We start from the raw sequence: 19269 nt of genomic DNA on the forward strand, positions 1-19269 counted from the left end.
TCCATGAAGATCCAGAACCCGATCCTTCCCGGCTTCAACCCGGACCCCTCCATCGTGCGCGTCGGCGAGGATTACTACATCGCCACGTCCACATTCGAATGGTTCCCGGGCGTACAGATCCACCACTCGCGCGACCTGAAGAACTGGCAGCTCGTCACTCGCCCGCTGGACCGGGCCGAGCAGCTCGACATGCGCGGCGATCCCGACTCGGGCGGCGTCTGGGCGCCGTGCCTGACCCATGCGGACGGCCAGTTCTGGCTGATCTACACCGACGTGAAGCGCCGCGACGGGGCGTGGAAGGACAGCCACAACTACCTGGTGACCGCCCCCGCCATCGAAGGGCCGTGGTCCAATCCGGTCTACCTGAATTCCTCGGGCTTCGACCCGTCGCTGTTCCATGACGAGGACGGGCGGAAGTGGATTCTGAACATGATCTGGAACCATAACCGCAAGGGCGGAGACCGTTTCGGCGGGATCGTCATGCAGGAATATTCGGTCGACCGGCAGCGCCTCGTGGGCGAGGTTCACAACATCTATCGCGGGACGGATCACAAGCTGGTCGAGGGGCCGCATCTCTATCGCCGGGACGGGTGGTACTACCTGCTGACGGCCGAGGGGGGCACCGGCTACGACCACGCCGCGACGATGGCGCGGTCGCGCGACCTGTTCGGCCCCTACGAGACCGATCCCGCCAAGCACATCCTTACCGCAAAGGATACCGATCCCGATCATCCGCTCCAGCGCGCGGGCCATGCCGACATCGTCGAGACCCAGACGGGCGAGCATTTCATGGTCCATCTCTGCTCGCGCCCGCTGCCCGAAACGCGCAAGGCGGTCACCGGCGCGGGCATCCATTCCGACGACGTCCGCCGCTCGCCCCTGGGGCGCGAGACGGCGATCCAGCGCCTGACCTGGGACGAGGGCGAATTTCCCCGGCTCGCCCATGGCGGCAACGCGCCGGCGGCCGAGATCGACGGCCCCGAACTGCCCGAGGCCCCCGTCGAGCCCATCCCGGCAAAGCGCACGTTCGAGGACGGCTTGCCGCCCGAATTCCAGTGGCTGCGCAACCCCCAACGCGACCGGCTGTTCTCGGTCACCGAGCGGCCGGGCGTCCTGCGTCTGTTCGGTCGCGAAAGCCCCGGTTCGCAGTTCGAGCATTCCCTTGTCGCCCGCCGGCAGGACGCGCTGGCCTACACCGCCGAGACCGAGATCGAGATGACCCCCGGCGACTACCAGCACTTCGCGGGGCTGATCGCGTGGTACGGGCGGAACAAGTTCCACTACCTCGCCGTCACCGCCGACGAGGAGGGCGCGCGCGTGCTGACGATCTACAGCTGCGCCGCCGACTGGCCCGATGCGCGGATCAGCTATCCGATCGAGCCCGTGCAGCTGCCGGGCGAGGGGGTTGTCCGGCTCGGCTGCGACGTTGACGGGTCCGAACTTCGCTTCCGCTATGCGCTGGACGGCGAGTGGACCGACCTCGGCGTGGTGCTCGACCAATCGGCCATCTCGGACGAGGCCGGGAACGGCCCCGGCAACAACTTCACCGGCGCCTTCGTCGGCATGTGCGCCCACGACACCTCGGGGCGCGGGCGACCGGCCGATTTCCTTTCCTTCACCTACGAGGCCCGGAATGGCTGAAGTCCGTCTGGAGAACGTCACCAAGGCATTCGGCAAGCTGACGGTCATCCCCGACCTGTCGCTGACGGTGCCCGACAGGTCCTTCACCGTGCTCGTCGGCCCGTCGGGCTGCGGCAAGTCCACGCTTCTGCGCCTGATCGCGGGGCTGGAACGCCCGACCAGCGGCACGATCCGCATCGGCGGCGAGGATGTCACCGGCGAGGAACCCTCAAAGCGGGGCATCTCGATGGTGTTCCAGTCCTACGCGCTCTACCCCCACATGAGCGTCGCGCGGAACATCGATTTCGGGCTGCGGATTTCCAAGATGCCCGCCGAGGAACGCGAGAAGCGACTGGCCGAGGCCGCGCGCATCCTGTCGCTCGAGGATTTTCTGGACCGCAAGCCGTCCGAACTGTCCGGCGGCCAGCGGCAGCGCGTGGCAATCGGGCGGTCGATCGTGCGCAACCCAAAGGTGTTCCTGTTCGACGAACCACTGTCGAACCTCGATGCCGCGCTGCGGACGCAGATGCGGGTGGAACTGGCCGAGCTGCATCACTCGATCGATTCCACGATGATCTACGTGACCCATGACCAGGTCGAGGCGATGACGCTGGCCGACCAGATCGTCGTGATGAACAAGGGCCGGATCGAGCAGATCGGCTCGCCCATGGACCTCTACGACACGCCGGCCTCGCTTTTCGTGGCGGGCTTCATCGGTTCGCCCAGGATGAACCTCGTGCCGGGCAAGTCGCTGGGGCGGCCTGACATCGCCACCGTCGGCGTCCGGCCGGAAGACCTGGAAGTGACCGAGGGCGAAGGCTGGGACGCGACCGCCCGGGTGGTCGAGACGCTGGGATCGGATACCATCGCCCATGTGCGGGTGGACGGCGTGGGCGATCTGACGGTCCGCCTGCCGGGCCACATGCGGCTGAAGGACGGCGAGCGGCTGAAGCTTCGCGCGGATCCCGAACGGCAGCACCATTTCGACGAGGACGGCCGCCGGATCGAACGTGTGCCTGCATGAGCGAGACCAGCATCGGGATCATCGGCTGCGGTGTCATCAGCGGGATCTACCTCAGGAACATCGCGCGTCTGCCCGGCCTCGCGCTGCGCGCCGTGGCCGACCAACGCCCCGCGGCGGCCGAGGCCGCGGCCACGGAGCATCACGTGCCCGCTCTTTCGGTCGAGGCGCTTCTTGCCCGCGACGACATCGACATCGTCGTCAACCTGACCGTCCCCGCGGCACATTCGCCGGTCGGACGACAGGTTCTCGAGGCGGGCAAGCATCTCTACCTCGAGAAGCCGCTGGCAGCGACCTTGGGCGAGGCGCAGGAGCTTGCCCATCTGGCCGATGCGCGCGGGCTTCGCATCGGATGCGCGCCCGACACCTTCCTTGGCGGCGGTCATCAGGCGGCCCGCGCCGCGCTGGACGGTGGCCGGATCGGACGGCCGATCGGCGGAACCGCGACGATGATGGTCGCGGGGCACGAACGCTGGCATCCGAACCCCGACTTCTACTACAGCGCCCCCGGCGGCGGGCCGTTGATGGATATGGGACCCTACTACCTGACCGCGCTTGTCCATCTTCTGGGGCCGGTGCGCGAGGTCGCCTCGCTGTCGTCCCGGCCCCGCACCGTTCGCCGGATCGCCGCCGGCGACAGGGCGGGAGAGACCGTTCCGGTCGAGACGGATACCCACATCCTGGGCCTTCTCGCGTTCGAGGGCGGTGCGCTGGTTCAGCTTGCCATGAGCTTCGACGTGCAGGCGCATTGGCACAGCCCGATCGAGATCTACGGCACCGAAGGCTCCATGCGCGTCCCGGATCCCAACCGGTTCGACGGCGAGGTCGAGTTCGGGGACGGCGCCCCGCTCGCCGCCGCCGATCGCGCCCATGGCGCTGACAACTGGCGCGGTATCGGCCTTGCCGACATGGCCGCCGCGATCGGCGACGACCGGCCGCACCGGGCGAGCGGCGCCCTGGCCCTGCATGTGCTCGAGACCATCGACGCGCTCCAGCGCGCGGCCGACGCAAAGCGCACCATCACGATAACAAGCGACTGCGAGCGACCGCAGCCAATGACCGAGGAACTGGCATGAGCAACCCACGCGCATTGATCTTCTGGGGCGGTTGGGAAGGGCACGAGCCCGAATCCTGCGCCTCGATCGTCTCGGACATGCTCCGCACCGAGGGGATGGAGGTCACGTCGGTCGAGGGCACCGACGTTCTGCTCACCGGCGACCTGTCAAGCTATGCGCTGATCGTGCCGATGGTCACGCAAGTCGCGTCCGACAAAGGGGCGATCGGCCGGCTATGCGACGCGGTGCGACGCGGCACCGGCCTCGGCGGCTTCCATGGCGGGATGGGGGACGCGTTCAGGGATTCGCCGCCCTATCAGTTCATGGTCGGCGGCCAGTGGGTCGCGCATCCCGGCGACATCATCGACTACCGTGTCGAGGTCGCGCAGTCCGAGCATCCGATCACGACGGGGATCAATAGCTTCGACTACCGGTCCGAACAATATTTCCTGCATGTCGACCCGGGCAACGACGTGCTCGCCACCACGACATTCTCGGGCGAGCACGCACCAGAGACCGCCGGCACCGTCATGCCCGTCGTCTGGACGCGCCGATACGGCAAGGGTCGCGTCTTCTATTCCAGCCTGGGCCACCAGGCGCACGAGTTGTCGCACCCGGAGGCCCGCGAGATCCTGCGCCGGGGGCTGGTCTGGGCCGCGGATACGTCCAACGCAGGATCGTAGTGGGACCCTTTCGCCAAGACGAGCTGGATCGAGTCCCTCTTCCCTTGCAACGTCAGAGCAAGCCTCGGCCCGAGAGGTTGCGCATCAGAGCGCCGGTCCCGAAGGTCCACTCCGGCGCTTCCGTCGACAGGCGCACGATGTTGCGCAGACTGCCCAGCCTGTCTTCGCTGATCGTCACGACGTCGCCGACCTTGTGCGTGAAGCCGGCGGACGGAGCATCGCGATCCTGCGTCGGGGCGAAGAGCGTGCCGAGAAACAGCAGGAAACCGTCTGGATACTGGTGATGTCGGCCGATGGTCTGGGCGACGATATCGGCCGGGTCGCGGCTGATCTTGCGCATGGACGAGACCCCGTCCAGTTCGAAGCCGTCCGGCCCCTCGACGCGCAGGGTGACCTCGGCGTCGCGCACGTCGTCGAGCCCGTATGTCTCGTCGAAAAGGCGCAGCATCGGCCCGATCGCGCAGGAGGCGTTGTTGTCCTTGGCCTTGCTCAGAAGCAAGGCCGATCGCCCCTCGAAATCGCGCAGATTGACGTCGTTCCCCAGGGTCGCCCCCTTGATCTCGCCGCGGGACGTCACCGCGAGGACGACTTCGGGCTCGGGGTTGTTCCAGCGCGATTTCGGGTGCAGGCCGATCTCGGCTCCGTGTCCGACGGCCGCCATCGGCTGACACTTCGTGAAGACCTCGGCGTCCGGGCCGATCCCGACTTCGAGATACTGGGACCAAAGGCCCTCGCCCTGCAGCACGCGCTTGACCTCTGCCGCCTGGTCCGAGCCCGGAACCAACCCCGACAGGCTGTCTCCGATCACCTGGGCCACGCGGGCACGGATGTCGGCCGCGCGTCCCGGATCGCCCGCCGCCTGTTCCTCGATGACTCGCTCGACCATGGATTCCGCGAAGGTGACGCCCGCCGCCTTGACCGCCTGCAGATCGCAGGGGGCAAGGAAGGTCGGCTGGCCGCTGTCCCCGTCCGCGGCGGGATCGAGGATCACCACCTGTTCGCCCTGCGCATCCCGCGCGAAGGCGACCGTGTCGTCGCGTTCGAGCAGGTCGCGCACGGTCGGGACCTCGCGGCAGGTGATGTCGACCAGCGCCCCGTCCCGGAGCACCACGACACAAGGGCCACGACCGGGCCGCCAGAGCCGGCCCACGAACGTGCCGCCATCGGGAAGAACCATGTTCATGCAGGGATCCCTCCGTGCCGCGTGGGGTTGGACAGGTCCCTCGTCGAAGGGGGCCGGCGGCCCGTTCCGTCCTTGTCAGATTGCCACGATAGCGCCATCATTTCCTCCGCCACGCGGTTGCGCGTTCGATGGATTCCTATACCCAAGCAGGTGGACGCATCAACCGCCGCTGCCCGCACCAGCTGCCGGGCAACGCCGTTATCGGAGGGAGGACCGGGATGAGCAAACCAACCATCGGCTTCATAGGCGTGGGCTACATGGGCCACGGCATGGCGAAGAACCTGATCGCCTCGGGCTATCCGCTCGTCGTCAAGGGCAACCGCAACCGGGCCCCCGTCGACGACCTGGTCGGGCAGGGCGCGCAGGAGGGCGCATCCGCCCGCGAGGTCGCGGAACGCAGCGATATCGTGCATCTGTGCCTGTCGAACTCGGCACAGGTCGAAGCGGTGATCCGCGGGGAGGACGGCATTCTCGCCTCGGGCAATGCGGGGCTCGTGGTCATCGATACCACCACCGCCGACCCGACCTCGACGGACGCGCTTGCCGCCGAACTCGAGGCGGCGGGGATGACGCTTGTCGACGCCCCGCTCGGGCGGACGCCGAAGGAGGCCGAGGCCGGGACGCTCGACACGATGGTCGGCGCGAGCGCCGAGATGTTCGACCGCCTTCGCCCGGTGATCGAATGCTGGGCCGGCAACATCACGCATGCCGGGGACACCGGCGCGGGCCACCGCATGAAACTGATCATGAACTTCATTTCGATGGGCTACGCCGCGCTCTATTCGGAGGCGCTGGCAATGGGAGTCAAGTCCGGGCTGACCCCGCAGACGATCCACCGCGTGATCGGCTCCAGCCGCATGTCGAACGGGTTCTACGAGACCTTCATGGCCTACGCGATCGGCCGAGATCCCGAGGCGCACAAGTTCACCATCCAGAACGGCGCCAAGGACACGCGCTATGCCGCCTCGATGGCGCGCGATGCCGGGATCGCGAACCTGCTCGGCGCGGCCATCGCGAACAGCTTTCAGCTCGCCGAAAGCGCCGGGCATGGCGGCGACTACGTGCCGATGCTCGCCGACATCGTCGCACGTCAGAACGGAGTCGATCTGGCCGAGGCGGTACAGGCCGGGGGCGAAGGGTCTGCCGAAACGTGACGCTTCTCCGTAGGGACGGTCGGTCAAGATACTAGGGATGAGGGACGACATCATGAGTGATACACGCGCAAACCGCCGCTTCCGGTCGCAGGAGTGGTTCGACAACCCGAACAACCCGGGGATGACCGCGCTTTATGTCGAGCGCTACCAGAACCAGGGGTACACGCGCGAGGAACTGCAGGGCGAGAAGCCGATCATCGGCATCGCCCAGACCGGCAGCGACATCGCGCCGTGCAACAAGATCCACGTGTTCCTGATGGACCGGATCAAGGCCGGCATCCGCGCGGCGGGCGGCATCCCGATGGAGTTCCCGGTCCATCCCATCCAGGAAACCGGCAAGCGCCCCACGGCGGCGCTGGACCGCAACCTGACCTACCTGGGGCTGGTCGAGGTGCTTCACGGCTACCCGATCGACGGCGTCGTGCTGACCACCGGCTGCGACAAGACCACGCCGGCGCTGCTCATGGGCGCGGCCACGGCGGACCTTCCGGCGATCGCCCTGAACGGCGGCCCGATGCTGGACGGCTGGTGGAAGGGCAAGCGCGTCGGATCGGGCACGATCATCTGGGAAAGCCGCCGCCTGCTGGCCGAGGGCAAGATCGACTACGACGAGTTCATGAGCCGGGTCTGCGCCTCGGCGCCGTCGCTGGGCCACTGCAACACGATGGGCACGGCCTCGACCATGAACGCGCTGGCCGAAGCGCTCGGCATGACGCTGACCGGCCAATCCGCGATCCCCGCGCCGTTCCGCGAACGGATGGAGGCCGCTTACCAGACCGGCCAGCGCATCGTCGAGATGGTCTACGCGGATCTAAAGCCGTCCGACATCCTGACGCGGGAAGCCTTCGAGAACGCGATCGTGACCAACTCCGCGATCGGCGGTTCGACCAACGCACCACCGCATCTGGTCGCCGTGGCGCGTCACGCGGGGGTCGAGCTGAATACCCGCGACTGGCAAAGCGTCGGCTTCGACGTCCCGCTTCTTCTCAACATGCAGCCGGCGGGCGAATACCTGGGCGAGAGCTTCTATCGCGCCGGCGGCGTTCCGGCCGTGATGGCCGAGCTTGCAAGGGCAGGGCGTATCCACGAGGGTTGCATGACCGTCTCGGGGCGCAGCATGGGGGACAACCTCGCCGGGATCGAGGTTCTGGACCGGGAAGTGATCCGGTCCTACGACCGTCCCATGCGCGAGAACGCGGGCTTCCTCGTCCTGAGCGGCAATCTCTTCGACACCGCCCTGATGAAGACGTCGGTGATCTCGCCCGAGTTCCGCGCCCGCTTTCTCGAGCAGCCGGGCCACGAGGGCATCTACGAGGCGCGCGCCGTGGTCTTCGAAGGTCCCGAGGACTACCACGACCGCATCAATGACGCCGCGCTCGAGATCGACGAGGAAACGATCCTCTTCATCCGGAACGTCGGCTGCATCGGCTATCCCGGATCGGCCGAGGTCGTGAACATGCAGCCGCCCGATGCGGTATTGCGCAAGGGGGTAACCCACCTGCCGACGGTCGGCGACGGACGGCAATCGGGCACCTCGGAAAGCCCTTCGATCCTGAACGCGTCGCCCGAAGCTGTCGTCGGAGGAGGCCTGGCTTACCTGAAGACCGGCGACAGGGTCCGGCTGGACCTGAATGCCTGCACGATGGATGCCCTGGTGGACGAAGCCGAATGGCAGAGCCGCCGAGACGCCTGGCAGCCGCCCGAGATCCGCAACCAGACGCCCTGGCAAGAGATCTACCGGACACATGTCGGCCAGCTTGGCGAGGGCGGCTGCCTGGAACTTGCCACCGCCTACCGCGGAGTCAGTCGCGACCTGCCTCGCGACAACCACTGAAAGGCAAACGGGCCGGCCTTTCGCTTGGCCGGCCCGTTTCCCGTTGGTCTACCTGTACCAGAGAGCGATCTCGGGGAAGGCGATGACCAACGCAAGCGCCAGAACTTGCAACCCGATGAACGGCAAGAGTGACGTGAAGATCGTCCCGAGCGAAATATCGGGTGGCGCAACGCTTTTCAGGTAGAACGCGGCCGGCCCGAAGGGGGGCGACAGGAACGAGATCTGCATGTTCAACGAGAACAACACCCCGAACCAGATCGGATCGTAACCCAGCTCGACCACGATCGGCACGAAGATCGGCACGGTCAGAAGCGCGATGCCGACCCAGTCGAGGAACATGCCGAGCACGGTCAGGATCAGCATCATCACGATCAGGACCACCAGCCGGTTGTCCGAGACGCCGAGAAGCAACTGCTCGATGAAATCGATCCCGCCCATCAGGTTGTAGACGCCGATCAGGGCCGTGGCGCCGACGCCGATCCAGACGATCATGCCGCAGGTCCTGAGCGTCTGCAGAGCGGCGTCCGACAGAAGGGTCATGCTCATCTCGCGGCGCAGGACGATCGACAGCATCACGCCGATCACGCCGATCGCCGAGGCCTCCGTCACCGAGGCGATGCCGCCGTAGATAGAGCCCAGCACGAAGACCACAACCATCAGCGGCAGGATCAGGCCCTTCAGCAAGGTCAACCTCTCGGCCAGCGGGCGCGTATCGGTTTCGGTGGGCACCGGGGCCTTGTGCGGTTGGAAGTAACCGATCAGCAGAACGTAGCCGGCATAGAGCGCGGCAAGCATCACGCCCGGGACGAAGGAGGCGGTGAACAGCTCGCCGATCGACACGTTCGCGGAGAGACCGAAGATGATGAGCACGATCGACGGTGGGATCATCGTTCCGAGCGCACCGCCCGCGCAGACGATACCGATGGCGAGCTTCTTGTCGTAGCCCAGCCGAAGCATCTGCGGCAACGCGAGCAGGCCCAGAAGGACGATCTCGCCGCCGATGATGCCCGACATCGCCGCGAGGATCACCGCGACCAGAAGCGTCTGGACGCCGACCCCGCCGCGGACACGTCCCGCCACCAGCCGCATCGCGTCGAAGAGGTCGCGGGCGATGCCCGAGCGGTCGAGCAGAGAGGCCATCAGCACGAACATCGGCACCGAGACGAACACGTACTGCGTGATGAACGAGTAGATCCGGGTGGTCACGATGGGCACCGCCATCGTGCCGAACCAACCGAGGGCGAAGATCAGCGCCACCAGGATCGTGACGAAGGCCAGCGGCATGCCCGTGACCAGAAGGACGAGCAGCATCCCGAACATCATGAGGCTGCCGCCGCCGATGCCGAGGGAGGAAAGATCAAGCATCCTCGAAAGCCCTCTTCTCGTCCGCCCCTCGGGGCGGATCGTCATCCGGGTTGCGTCGAAGGTGACGGACGACCTGCAACGCGAACTGCAGTGTCATCGTGCACAGCGTAAGGAAGAGCACCGCTTTCACGATCGCCGGGGTCGGGGGGTTCCAGGCGCTGCCGCTGGTCTCGAGCCGGAACATCCCGGCGGGCGTGTAGAACGACCTGAAGGCGAGGCTCCACGCGGCCCAGGACATGAGGGCACAAGCCAGGCAGCCCACGATGCAGATGGCGACGTCCAGCCAGCGTCGGGCCGCGGGCGGGATCGCGTCGTAGATCAGGACGACCCGAATATGCTTGTCGATTGCGAGGCAATAGGCGCCTCCGAAAGCGAAACAGATCGCGGTCATGGCGATCGTCGTCTCGTGTACCCATGATGTCGGCGCATTGAAGGCGTATCGCATCGTCACTTCGTAAAAGGTGAAGAACGTCACCAGAAGGAAGGCGAGGCTGACAATCCGTCCGAGCGGCGCCAAAGCGGCCGAAAGCGGGTCCTGGGGCGTGACGGTCTCGTCACGCACCGTGTCGTCAGTTTCCATACGTGACCTCGGATGTTGGAGGCCGGGCGAGAGCGCTCGCCCGGCAAAGCCGAAATCGGCCGGTGAGTTCCGTCAGAGCAGGCCTTGCTCGGTCAGGTAGCTGGTCAGCGCATCGAAGACGCGCTGCGCGCTCTCGGAACGCCCGGCATATTCAGCCCACTGATCCTGCGCGATCTGACGGAATTCGCGCTTTTCGTCTTCACCCCAGCTATGGATGGTCACGTCGCCCTGCGCACGCAGCTCTTCGGCGACTTCCTCGTCGCGAGCGGAGATACGTTCTGCCAGTTCGTCCGCATACCAGACCACCGACTCGGTCAGGAGCTGGCGATCTTCTTCGGACATCTCGTCCCATGTCGACTTGCTGATCGACACTTCGTTCAGCGGCAGCGAATGGAAGCCCGGCCAGATCGGATGCTTGGCGACGTCGTGAAGGCCCATCGAGTGGTTCGTGGCAAGCGTCGTGGCGTCGGCCGCGCTGATCACGCCCTTGTCGAGCGAGGTGAACACCTCGGACTGGGGAAGGTTCACCGGCGAAGCGCCTGCCGCTGCGAAGGCGGACTGCACCATGCCTTCGGGCGCGCGCATCTTGACCCCGTCGAAATCCTCGACCGAGTCGATCGGCACCGCCGAGGGGATGGATTCCGCGGTTTGCGCCGCCGGGCCGATGAACTGCACGCCGTACGGGTTGAGGATCTCGTTGTAGAGCTCGGTGCCGCCGCCATCGTCGAAGAAGGCGCGCAGCTCTTCGGGCGAGGAATACGCCCCGACCGGGTTGCCGATCAGCGCGAAGGCGGCGTCCTTCCCGGTGAAATACGAGCTGTCGGTGATATGACCGTCGAGGATGCCGGCCCCGACCGCGTCGAGGGTTTCGTTGTATTCGACGATCGATCCGACCGGAAGCATCTCGACGCTGATCCGGCCGTCGGACATCTCACCGACATGTTCGGCCCAGGCCTGCTGAACCTCGAATGCAGCGGTACCGGAGTTGTCGCTGCTCTGGAAACGCAAGTCGAAGCTGTCCTGTGCAAGCGCGGCGCTGCTCAGCGCCGCCACTGCGACCGTTGCGGCAAGCATTGACTTCATCATCGTTCTCTCCTCCCTGAAATTCGCTCGGACCCCACCAAGCCGGCGGGCACTCCTCGCGAAACGATGGGGGGACTGTCTATCAAAGCCCCACGTGACGCAAGGATTCGGGCTGCGGAGCCGGGCGGGCCGCTCATGTGCTTCAGGCGTGCCGTCCGCTCGAGCGATCTACCACCGACGACAGGTGTCCGACCTCGTGATTCCAGGCCTTACGTCTGAAGCCACTTGCGCAGATCCTGTTCGGCGGTTTCGAGGCTCTCTGCATTGATCGCGCGCAGGCTGAGGGCACGGCTGATCGCGCGGGTGCGCTTGTTGACCGAGAGCGGCCCGGTATTCGACGGCAGATCGGTCACGCCGAGCTTGTCGTAGAGCGAAAGCAGCCGGTTCTGGACCGTGCGCAGCGACAGCCCCGTGCGCTCTGCGATCACCTTGTCCGGCAGACCCAGGGCCATGTCGAGCAGGACCGCATGTTCGCTGTCGGTCAGGGCGTCATGGGTGCGGATGTGGCGCTGCTGCGCGCGGTGGACTTCCTGATCCACGACGATCTGCCCCTCGAGCAGAACCGCGCGGAGGGCAAGCTGCAGCCGCGCCTTGGCCGCCGTCTTCAGCACGTATCCGTAGGAGGATGCGGCGGGCACGATCCGGGCGATGCCGCGCAGGTAGGCCTCGTCCGAATAGTTCGACCAGAACAGGATGCGGGTCTCGGGCCGCTCTGCCCAGATCGTGCGCGCGGCATCGACGCCGTTCCGGTCGGGCATATGCAGATCCATCACCGCCGCGCCGACCTGCGCGCGCCGCGCCGTCTCGGCGCCTTCGCGCCCGTTGGTCGCACAGAGGATCTCGGTTGCTTCGGGCAACGCCTCGCGGACGGTGTCGTAGAGATAGCGGGCGTGGAACTTGTCGTCTTCGACCAGAAGCACCTTCATCGGCCCGCTCCCTGCGCGAGGGGCCGAGACGCGCGGCCGGGCAGGCGCACCTCGATCCGGGTGCCGCCCTCGCTCCGGAGCCGGAACTCGGCCGCGATCAGCCGCGCCCGGGTGCGCATATGCGCCATGCCTCCGCGGGCGCGTCCGGTCGCGCAATCGGGCTCTTCCGGGGCGCCGCTTCCGTCGTCCTCGACGGCGAGCACCAGATCCGCACCGTCGCGCCACACCTCGACCGAGATGCGGCTTGCCCCGGCATGTCGGGCCGAATTGTTGATTGCCTCCTGCGCGATGCGGAACAGGGCGGTGCGTGCTGTGTCGTCGATCACATCGACCTCGCCGCCGGTGCGGTCCGTCACCGAAAGCTCCACCCTCGGATTGGCCACCGCGCGTTCGAGGTGAATCCGCAGCGCATGGGCGAAGCCGAACAGCTCCAGCAGGCTGGGCACGGCGGTCTCGATGATCCGCCGCAGGTCCTGGATGCAGTTCTTGAGCCGCGCCTGTATCTCGTCGCCGTCCGGTGGTGCGCCGTTCCCGCGCTCCAGATCGCGCATCAGGCGCGTCAGGTCCGCGAGCGTCTGGTCGTGCAGATCCATTCCGATCCGCTGACGTTCCTGTTCGAGCACGCGGGTCAGCTCCAGCGCGCCCTGCCGCAATCCTTCTTCGCGGGCCTGCGCCTCGGCGCGAACAATGGCGGCCTGCTTGGCCTTCTCGCTCTGGGCAAGCGAATAGAAGTAGGGCGCGAGCACGTCCGCGACGTGACGCACGCGTTCCACGGTCGACTCGTCATAGAGGTCGGCCTGCCGGGACGAGCAGTTCAGCGCCCCGACCGTCCGCCCGAGCACCTTCATCGCGACGTTGACGCGGCTGCGCAGGCCGTGGCGGAAGATCGGCTGCGAAATCGCCCCGGAATAGGTGTAGCGGGGGTCCTCCATCGCGTTTCCGGTCAGCAGGTGATCCGTCTCGCCCAGCAGGATGCGCCGGATCGGAGACAGCGCGACCAGCGTCCGCGACTGGCTCCACCGCGTGCGGATCCCGACCTCGTAGCTGGTGTTCCACTCGGCGCGGTCGTCGATCAGGCACACGTCGAGATGGTCGATCGCCACGATGTTCTCGATCTCGGCCTTCACGGCCCGCAGCGCGGTGCGGATCTCGACCTGTCCGGCAAGGTGGCTCGAGATGCGCAGCAGCGACTCGAGCGGATTGACGGTGGACCGCGCGGCGTCCTGATCAAGTTTGCCCATGTGTCACAAGCTCCTCTCCGGCAGCGCGCAGTCTGCGCCAACATCCCGCGCTCCAGCAAGCACCGGCCGGGGCGGCTCTGCGCAGGGCGGTTGCGGGAACCCGCAGATGGCATGCGGCCCCGTGTCTTTACTGGGGGTCAAAGCGCGCGCATCGTTGAATTTCATCTCGGGGGAGAGATGCGAGATCGACAATAACGGCGCAGAATTGCGCTGAGGGAGGAACCATGAATACCAAGGCGAAGCTCCTCGGAGCAGCGGCGCTTCTGAGCGTTGCAATGCCGGCGCTGGCACAGGACCAGACCGGCGATGCGCGCATCGCGCTGTCCAACAACTACGCAGGCAACTCCTGGCGTCAGGCGATGCTGGAAAGCTGGGAGAAGGTGGGCCAGCAAGCTGTCGAGGAAGGCACCGTCGCCGCCGCCGACACCTTCACCACCTCGGAAAACCAGGCGACCGAGCAGGCCGCGCAGATCCAGAACATGATCCTGCAGGGCTATGACGCGATCGTGGTCAACGCCGCGTCGCCCACCGCGCTGAACGGTGCGATTGCCGAGGCGTGCTCGGCCGGAATCACGGTGGTGTCCTTCGACGGGATCGTCACCGAACCCTGCGCCTGGCGCATCGCGGTCGATTTCCAGGAGATGGGCCGCCAGCAGGTCGATTACCTCGCCGAGCGACTGCCCGAGGGCGGCAATCTGCTCGAGATCCGTGGTCTCGCCGGCGTTTTCGTGGATGACGAGATCCATGCCGGCATCCAGCAGGGCGTCGAAGAGAACCCGCAGTTCGGGATCGTGGGCGAAGTTCACGGCGACTGGGCACAGGACGTGGCGCAGAAGGCCGTGGCCGGCGTCCTTCCCAGCCTGCCCGAGATCGTCGGCGTCGTGACGCAAGGCGGCGACGGCTATGGTGCAGCGCAGGCGATCAAGGCGGCCGGGCGCGACATGCCGATCATCGTCATGGGCAACCGCCAGGACGAGATGCAGTGGTGGGCCGATCAGCGGGATGCGAATGGCTACGAAACCATGTCGCTGTCGATCGCGCCGGGCGTGGCGACGCTGGCCTTCTGGGTGGCACAGCAGGTGCTGGAGGGGGCCGATGTCCCGAAGGACCTGACCGTGCCGTTCCTCAAGGTCACGCAGGACAATCTGGACGAGGCGCTGGCCAGCACGCCAGATGGCTCGGTGGCGAATGTGGAGTACAGCCTCGAAGACGCCAAGGCCGTGATTGAAGAAGCCCAGGCACAATAACGGCAATATCGATGGCAACCGATGAGTCACCTCTGGTTGCCCTATCGGACGCGCGCATGCATTTCGGTGCCGTGCGCGCGCTCGACGGGGTGTCGCTGACGATCCGGCCTGGCGAATGCGTCGGGCTGATCGGCCATAACGGGGCGGGCAAGTCCACCGCGGTGAACGTGATCAACGGCGGGCTCACCCCGACCGCCGGCACGGTCACCTACCGGACCACCGGCACAGGGGCGGCGAGCGCCCGGGCCGCGGGCATCCGCAGCGTGTTTCAGGAATTGTCGCTCTGCCCGAACCTGACCGTCGAGGAGAACCTGCGGATACCGCAGCGCGACCTGACCGGGCCGGGCTGGCGCCGGCGCGCGCGGCAGCGCATCGCGGACGCGCTCGACACCGTCTTTCCCGGTCACCGGCTTCAGCCCCGCATGACGGTCGGCGACCTGACCCTGGCCGAGCGGCAGATGGTCGAGATCGCAATCGGCTTTGCCGAGGGCGCGGTTCCGGCGCGGCTCGTGATCCTGGACGAGCCGACTTCGTCCCTCGACGCGTCGATCGCGCGGCAACTGCTCGATCACGTCCGTGACTTCTGCAATCGAGGCGGCGCCGTCATCTTCATTTCGCACATGCTCGGCGAGGTGTTCGACGTCGCCACCCGCATCGACGTGATGAAGGACGGCCGGATCACCGACAGCCGGCCGCGCAACGAATTCACGCAGCAGGGCCTGATCGACGCGATGGGCCACGTCGCGACGGCACCCGCCGAGGCGCGCAAGGAGACCTCGGCCGCCGAGCGGATCGGCGACGAGGTCCTGCGCACAGACGAGGGCCTGACCGCCCGCCGGGGCGAGATCGTCGGCCTGTCGGGCCTTGCCGGACACGGCCAGGCCGAGGCACTTGCGCGCTTCTTCCTGTCGCGCTCGAAGGGGCGTCGCCACGCGCGCCACCCTGAGGTGGTCTTCGTCGCCGGCGACCGTGGCCGCGACGGGATCATGCCGCTCTGGTCGATCCTGCGGAACGCCACCCTCACCACGCTTCCCGCGCTGTCCCGCCGCGGCATCGTCGATCGCGAGGCCGAGGATCGCCTGGGCGCCGACTGGAAGAAGCGCATCGGCATCCGGACCGACAACATGAACAACCCGATCCTGTCGCTGTCGGGGGGCAACCAGCAGAAGGTGCTGTTCGCCCGCTCGCTTGCCTCGACCGCGCCGATCGTGGTGATGGACGATCCGATGCGCGGCGTCGACGTGGGCACCAAGCGCGAAGCCTACGAGATGATCCGCGCCGAGGCGGCCAAAGGGCGCACCTTCCTGTGGTACTCGACCGAGACCGAGGAAGTCTGCCAGTGCGACCGCGTCTTCGTGTTCCGCAACGGGCGCATCTCGGCCGAACTGACCGGGGACGAAATCGATGAGCAGCACATCCTCGCCGCCTCGTTCGAGATGAAGGAACCCGCGGAATGAGCTCTCGCTTCCGCATATTGCTGCCGGTCCTGTCGCTCGCCGTGCTGCTGGCGGCCGTCTTCTACATGCAGCCGCGGGCGATGAGCTATTTCGGGCTCAACCTGCTGTTCAATCTGGCGGTGCCAATCGCGCTGGCCACCGTGGCGCAGATGATGATCATCATGGTCAACGACATCGACCTGTCCACGGGCACATTCGTCAGTTTCGTCGCCTGCGTCACCGCCACGTTCCTGAACGACGCGCCGCTGGTCGGCCTGCTGATCCTCGCGGGCGCCATCGCCGTCTATGCCGCACTGGGGGCGCTGATCGAGGCGCGCCAACTTCCGGCGATCGTGGTGACGCTCGGCATGTCCTTTGTCTGGGGCGGCCTTGCCGTCCTTATCCTGCCCTCGCCGGGCGGATCCGCGCCGGGATGGATCCGGGCGCTGATGACGGCGAAGCCGCCATTGGTGCCGATGGCCATCGTCGCCAGCGTCCTGTTGGCGGCCGTGGCGCATTTCGTCGTCATGCGGACCTCGACGGGAGCCATCCTGCGCGCCGTCGGCGGCAATGCCCGCGCGGTGTCTCGCTCGGGCTGGTCGGTGATCCGGTTGAGGGCAGGGGCCTACGCGCTTGCCGGGTTCTTCGGCGTGCTGTCGGGCATCACTCTGGTCGGGTTGACCACCTCGGCAGACGCCAACATCGCGCTGCGCTACACGCTCCTGTCGATCGCGGGCGTGATCCTTGGCGGCGGCGAGTTCACGGGCGGGCGCGTCTCTCCGGTGGGGGCGGTGATCGGGGCGCTGACCCTGGCCTTGGCGGGCAGCTTCCTGTCGTTCATGCGCCTTTCTCCCGACTGGCAAATCGGCGCGCAGGGGGCGATCCTGATCCTCGTCCTCGCGGTGCGGCTGGTCTTCGCACGAAACGGCCGGCGCAAGGAGGCACAGCATGGCTGACACCAGCGTCAACCGTCCGTCCTTCATCGCACTGAGCCGGCGCCCGTGGTTCTGGGCCTGGGTCGCCAGCGCAGCAGCCTACGGGGCGACGCTGCTACTGATCGACGGCGGCGGCGGCATAGACCTGATCCAGGCGGCGCTGACCTTCGCGGCTTTTTCGGCCATTGTCGGTATCGGGCAGATGTTCGTCATCACGCTGGGGCCTGGAAACGTGGACCTGTCGATCCCGGCGACGATGACTCTGGCCGCGACGCTTTCGCTGAAGTTCATGGGCGGGTCGGCGGGATTGATCCTTCCGGGCCTGGTAGTGGCGGTCGGAGTGGGCTTCAGCGCCGGCGTGGCGAACTACCTGCTGATCCGGATGCTTCGCATTCCGCCCATCATCGCGACGCTCTCGGCATCGTTCCTCTATCAATCGCTGGCGATCTGGTCGAACCGCGGGCTTCGGATCAAGCCCCCGCAGGCCCTGTCGGACTTCACCACCGGGACGCTTCTGGGGGTGCCGAACGTTGCCCTCGTCGGACTTGCCGTGGCGCTTGCCGCCTGGGTCCTGCTGGAACGCTCGACGTTCGGGCGCTGGATCTCGGCCTTCGGGCAGAACGAGCGCGCGGCCCGGCTCAGCGGCGTCCCGGTCGAGATGGTCCGCGCCCTGACCTTCATCGGCTCGGCAGTGCTGGCGGGATTCACGGGCTACCTTCTCGCCAGTTTCTCGGGCGGTGCGGCTCTCAACATGGGGACGGAGTACCTGCTGATCTCGATCGCGGTCGTCGTCATCGGCGGCTGCTCGATCGCGGGGGGCTATTCGAACGTGCCGGGGATCTGGGGCGGGGCCCTGTTCATGTTCCTGATCGTCTCGATGCTGAACTCCTACGGACTCGGTGCCGGCTTCCGTCTCATGATCACCGGCGCGATCATCATCGGGATCGTCGCCGCAGCCTCGGGCAGGGACCCCCAATGAACTTCGCGAACCCCTACGAGATCGTCGATCCGCGGTTCCGGGCCCTGATCCAGCCCAACGCGCATCTGCGGCAGTTGGCGACGGGGTTCGAATGGACCGAGGGGCCGGTCTGGTTCGCGGACCTGCAGGTGCTGCTCTTCTCGGACATTCCGGGGGACCGGATGATGCGGCTGACCCCGGACGGGCAGGTCGGGACGTTCCGGCAGCCCTCGCACTACGCCAACGGCAACACGCGCGACCGTGAAGGGCGGCTCGTCACCTGCCATCACGGCACGCGCTCCGTCACGCGGACCGAGCATTCCGGACAGATCACCGTTCTGGCCGACGGCTACGACGGCCGCCGGCTCAACTCTCCCAACGACGTAATCGTGCAGTCGAACGGTGCGATCTGGTTCACCGACCCGACCTACGGGATCCTGAGCGATTACGAAGGCCATGTCGCCGAACCCGAGCAGCGCGCAAGGCATGTCTTCCGCCTCGACGCGGATGGCTCGCTGGCCCCGATGATCGACGACTTCACGCAGCCGAACGGGCTGGCGCTGTCCCCCGACGAGCGGATCCTCTACGTCGCCGAGTCCGGGTCGAGCCACGATCCCGGCGTGCTGTCGGTGATCCGCGCGTTCAATCTGTCCGAGGGGCGCATCTCCGGCGGGAGGGTGTTCGCAGAGGTGGATCGGGGTCTGCCTGACGGCTTCCGCGTGGACAGCGAGGGCCGTCTCTGGTGCTCGGCAGCCGACGGGGTTCATTGCTTCGGTCCGGACGGCGCGCTGCTGGGAAAGATCCTGGTGCCGGAGGTCGTCTCGAACCTGTGCTTCGGCGGGCCGCGGGGGAACAGGCTCTACATCACTGCCACGACGTCGGTCTATTCCGTGCCTTTGAATGCCCGAGCAGCGGCGTAATGCCTGTTGCTGCCGCCCTTTCGTCCGC

General features: G+C 66.8%; 17 protein-coding genes. 11 read left to right on the forward strand and 6 right to left on the reverse strand.

What is annotated here, in order from left to right; translation table 11 throughout:
• The first annotated feature begins 3 nt into the window (after window positions 1-3).
• Genes PAM7066_RS17040 through PAM7066_RS17055 form a run of 4 tightly spaced genes read left to right on the forward strand, consistent with a single transcriptional unit; the run spans window position 4 to window position 4379 of the window.
• A complete protein-coding gene (locus PAM7066_RS17040; RefSeq protein ID WP_085855425.1) occupies window positions 4-1641 on the forward strand; it encodes a glycoside hydrolase family 43 protein in 1638 nt (545 codons plus the stop codon).
• Window positions 1634-2644 carry an ABC transporter ATP-binding protein gene (locus PAM7066_RS17045; protein ID WP_085855426.1) on the forward strand — a complete coding sequence of 337 codons (1011 nt, stop codon included), beginning with the start codon at window positions 1634-1636 and terminating at the stop codon, window positions 2642-2644. Before PAM7066_RS17040 ends, PAM7066_RS17045 begins: the two co-directional genes overlap by 8 nt.
• Window positions 2641-3717 carry a Gfo/Idh/MocA family protein gene (locus PAM7066_RS17050; protein ID WP_085855427.1) on the forward strand — a complete coding sequence of 359 codons (1077 nt, stop codon included), beginning with the start codon at window positions 2641-2643 and terminating at the stop codon, window positions 3715-3717. The genes PAM7066_RS17045 and PAM7066_RS17050 overlap by 4 nt, the downstream gene beginning before the upstream one ends.
• Window positions 3714-4379, forward strand: coding sequence for a ThuA domain-containing protein (locus PAM7066_RS17055; protein WP_085855428.1), 666 nt, complete (start codon window positions 3714-3716; stop codon window positions 4377-4379). The genes PAM7066_RS17050 and PAM7066_RS17055 overlap by 4 nt, the downstream gene beginning before the upstream one ends.
• A 52-nt stretch (window positions 4380-4431) precedes the next feature.
• Here PAM7066_RS17055 and PAM7066_RS17060 read toward each other — a convergent pair whose 3' ends face one another.
• Window positions 4432-5562 (reverse strand): fumarylacetoacetate hydrolase family protein, encoded by a 1131-nt coding sequence (locus PAM7066_RS17060; protein WP_085855429.1) that lies wholly within the window; start codon window positions 5560-5562, stop codon window positions 4432-4434.
• A 218-nt stretch (window positions 5563-5780) separates the two neighbouring features.
• On the opposite strand from PAM7066_RS17060, the gene PAM7066_RS17065 reads away from it, so the two are divergent.
• Together PAM7066_RS17065 and PAM7066_RS17070 are read left to right on the forward strand one after the other, a co-directional pair.
• Window positions 5781-6716 (forward strand): NAD(P)-dependent oxidoreductase, encoded by a 936-nt coding sequence (locus PAM7066_RS17065; RefSeq protein ID WP_085855430.1) that lies wholly within the window; start codon window positions 5781-5783, stop codon window positions 6714-6716.
• A 52-nt stretch (window positions 6717-6768) separates the two neighbouring features.
• Complete coding sequence (locus tag PAM7066_RS17070) at window positions 6769-8550, forward strand: IlvD/Edd family dehydratase (protein ID WP_085855431.1); 1782 nt, start codon at window positions 6769-6771, stop codon at window positions 8548-8550.
• Between the two features lie 48 nt (window positions 8551-8598).
• Here the strand turns inward: PAM7066_RS17070 and PAM7066_RS17075 are convergent, their stop codons facing one another.
• The 5 genes from PAM7066_RS17075 to PAM7066_RS17095 form a co-directional block, all read right to left on the reverse strand.
• Window positions 8599-9915, reverse strand: a complete 1317-nt coding sequence (locus PAM7066_RS17075) for a TRAP transporter large permease (protein WP_085855432.1) — start codon at window positions 9913-9915, stop codon at window positions 8599-8601.
• The gene (locus PAM7066_RS17080; protein ID WP_085855433.1) at window positions 9908-10495 is read right to left on the reverse strand and encodes a TRAP transporter small permease subunit; all 588 of its coding nucleotides are present in this window, start codon (window positions 10493-10495) and stop codon (window positions 9908-9910) included. The genes PAM7066_RS17075 and PAM7066_RS17080 overlap by 8 nt, the downstream gene beginning before the upstream one ends.
• A 72-nt stretch (window positions 10496-10567) precedes the next feature.
• On the reverse strand, window positions 10568-11581 hold the full coding sequence (locus PAM7066_RS17085; protein ID WP_217639997.1) for a TRAP transporter substrate-binding protein: 1014 nt from the start codon (window positions 11579-11581) through the stop codon (window positions 10568-10570).
• A gap of 206 nt (window positions 11582-11787) precedes the next feature.
• Entirely contained in the window at window positions 11788-12504 is a 717-nt protein-coding gene (locus PAM7066_RS17090) for a response regulator transcription factor (protein WP_085855434.1), read from the reverse strand.
• Window positions 12501-13745 carry a GAF domain-containing sensor histidine kinase gene (locus tag PAM7066_RS17095; protein ID WP_085855435.1) on the reverse strand — a complete coding sequence of 415 codons (1245 nt, stop codon included), beginning with the start codon at window positions 13743-13745 and terminating at the stop codon, window positions 12501-12503. Before PAM7066_RS17095 ends, PAM7066_RS17090 begins: the two co-directional genes overlap by 4 nt.
• Window positions 13746-13969: 224 nt before the next feature.
• On the opposite strand from PAM7066_RS17095, the gene PAM7066_RS17100 reads away from it, so the two are divergent.
• From PAM7066_RS17100 to PAM7066_RS17120, 5 genes are read left to right on the forward strand one after another with little or no spacing between them, the layout of a single operon-like run.
• The gene (locus PAM7066_RS17100) at window positions 13970-14992 is read left to right on the forward strand and encodes an ABC transporter substrate-binding protein (protein ID WP_085855436.1); all 1023 of its coding nucleotides are present in this window, start codon (window positions 13970-13972) and stop codon (window positions 14990-14992) included.
• 11 nt (window positions 14993-15003) lie between these two features.
• Window positions 15004-16449 carry a sugar ABC transporter ATP-binding protein gene (locus tag PAM7066_RS17105; protein WP_085855437.1) on the forward strand — a complete coding sequence of 482 codons (1446 nt, stop codon included), beginning with the start codon at window positions 15004-15006 and terminating at the stop codon, window positions 16447-16449.
• Window positions 16446-17384 carry an ABC transporter permease gene (locus PAM7066_RS17110; RefSeq protein ID WP_085855438.1) on the forward strand — a complete coding sequence of 313 codons (939 nt, stop codon included), beginning with the start codon at window positions 16446-16448 and terminating at the stop codon, window positions 17382-17384. Before PAM7066_RS17105 ends, PAM7066_RS17110 begins: the two co-directional genes overlap by 4 nt.
• Entirely contained in the window at window positions 17377-18342 is a 966-nt protein-coding gene (locus PAM7066_RS17115) for an ABC transporter permease (RefSeq protein ID WP_085855439.1), read from the forward strand. Before PAM7066_RS17110 ends, PAM7066_RS17115 begins: the two co-directional genes overlap by 8 nt.
• A complete protein-coding gene (locus tag PAM7066_RS17120; RefSeq protein WP_085855440.1) occupies window positions 18339-19241 on the forward strand; it encodes an SMP-30/gluconolactonase/LRE family protein in 903 nt (300 codons plus the stop codon). The genes PAM7066_RS17115 and PAM7066_RS17120 overlap by 4 nt, the downstream gene beginning before the upstream one ends.
• Window positions 19242-19269 lie beyond the last annotated feature (28 nt).

It is taken from the genome of Palleronia marisminoris, from assembly GCF_900172315.1.
Classification (GTDB): Bacteria; Pseudomonadota; Alphaproteobacteria; order Rhodobacterales; family Rhodobacteraceae; genus Palleronia; species Palleronia marisminoris.

Coding starts and splice junctions, on each gene's coding strand:
- PAM7066_RS17040 (WP_085855425.1), top strand. CDS start 4: ATGAAGATCCAGAACCCGATCCTTCCCGGCTTCAACCCGGACCCCTCC.
- PAM7066_RS17045 (WP_085855426.1), top strand. CDS start 1,634: ATGGCTGAAGTCCGTCTGGAGAACGTCACCAAGGCATTCGGCAAGCTG.
- PAM7066_RS17050 (WP_085855427.1), top strand. CDS start 2,641: ATGAGCGAGACCAGCATCGGGATCATCGGCTGCGGTGTCATCAGCGGG.
- PAM7066_RS17055 (WP_085855428.1), top strand. CDS start 3,714: ATGAGCAACCCACGCGCATTGATCTTCTGGGGCGGTTGGGAAGGGCAC.
- PAM7066_RS17060 (WP_085855429.1), bottom strand. CDS start 5,562: ATGAACATGGTTCTTCCCGATGGCGGCACGTTCGTGGGCCGGCTCTGG.
- PAM7066_RS17065 (WP_085855430.1), top strand. CDS start 5,781: ATGAGCAAACCAACCATCGGCTTCATAGGCGTGGGCTACATGGGCCAC.
- PAM7066_RS17070 (WP_085855431.1), top strand. CDS start 6,769: ATGAGTGATACACGCGCAAACCGCCGCTTCCGGTCGCAGGAGTGGTTC.
- PAM7066_RS17075 (WP_085855432.1), bottom strand. CDS start 9,915: ATGCTTGATCTTTCCTCCCTCGGCATCGGCGGCGGCAGCCTCATGATG.
- PAM7066_RS17080 (WP_085855433.1), bottom strand. CDS start 10,495: ATGGAAACTGACGACACGGTGCGTGACGAGACCGTCACGCCCCAGGAC.
- PAM7066_RS17085 (WP_217639997.1), bottom strand. CDS start 11,581: ATGATGAAGTCAATGCTTGCCGCAACGGTCGCAGTGGCGGCGCTGAGC.
- PAM7066_RS17090 (WP_085855434.1), bottom strand. CDS start 12,504: ATGAAGGTGCTTCTGGTCGAAGACGACAAGTTCCACGCCCGCTATCTC.
- PAM7066_RS17095 (WP_085855435.1), bottom strand. CDS start 13,745: ATGGGCAAACTTGATCAGGACGCCGCGCGGTCCACCGTCAATCCGCTC.
- PAM7066_RS17100 (WP_085855436.1), top strand. CDS start 13,970: ATGAATACCAAGGCGAAGCTCCTCGGAGCAGCGGCGCTTCTGAGCGTT.
- PAM7066_RS17105 (WP_085855437.1), top strand. CDS start 15,004: ATGGCAACCGATGAGTCACCTCTGGTTGCCCTATCGGACGCGCGCATG.
- PAM7066_RS17110 (WP_085855438.1), top strand. CDS start 16,446: ATGAGCTCTCGCTTCCGCATATTGCTGCCGGTCCTGTCGCTCGCCGTG.
- PAM7066_RS17115 (WP_085855439.1), top strand. CDS start 17,377: ATGGCTGACACCAGCGTCAACCGTCCGTCCTTCATCGCACTGAGCCGG.
- PAM7066_RS17120 (WP_085855440.1), top strand. CDS start 18,339: ATGAACTTCGCGAACCCCTACGAGATCGTCGATCCGCGGTTCCGGGCC.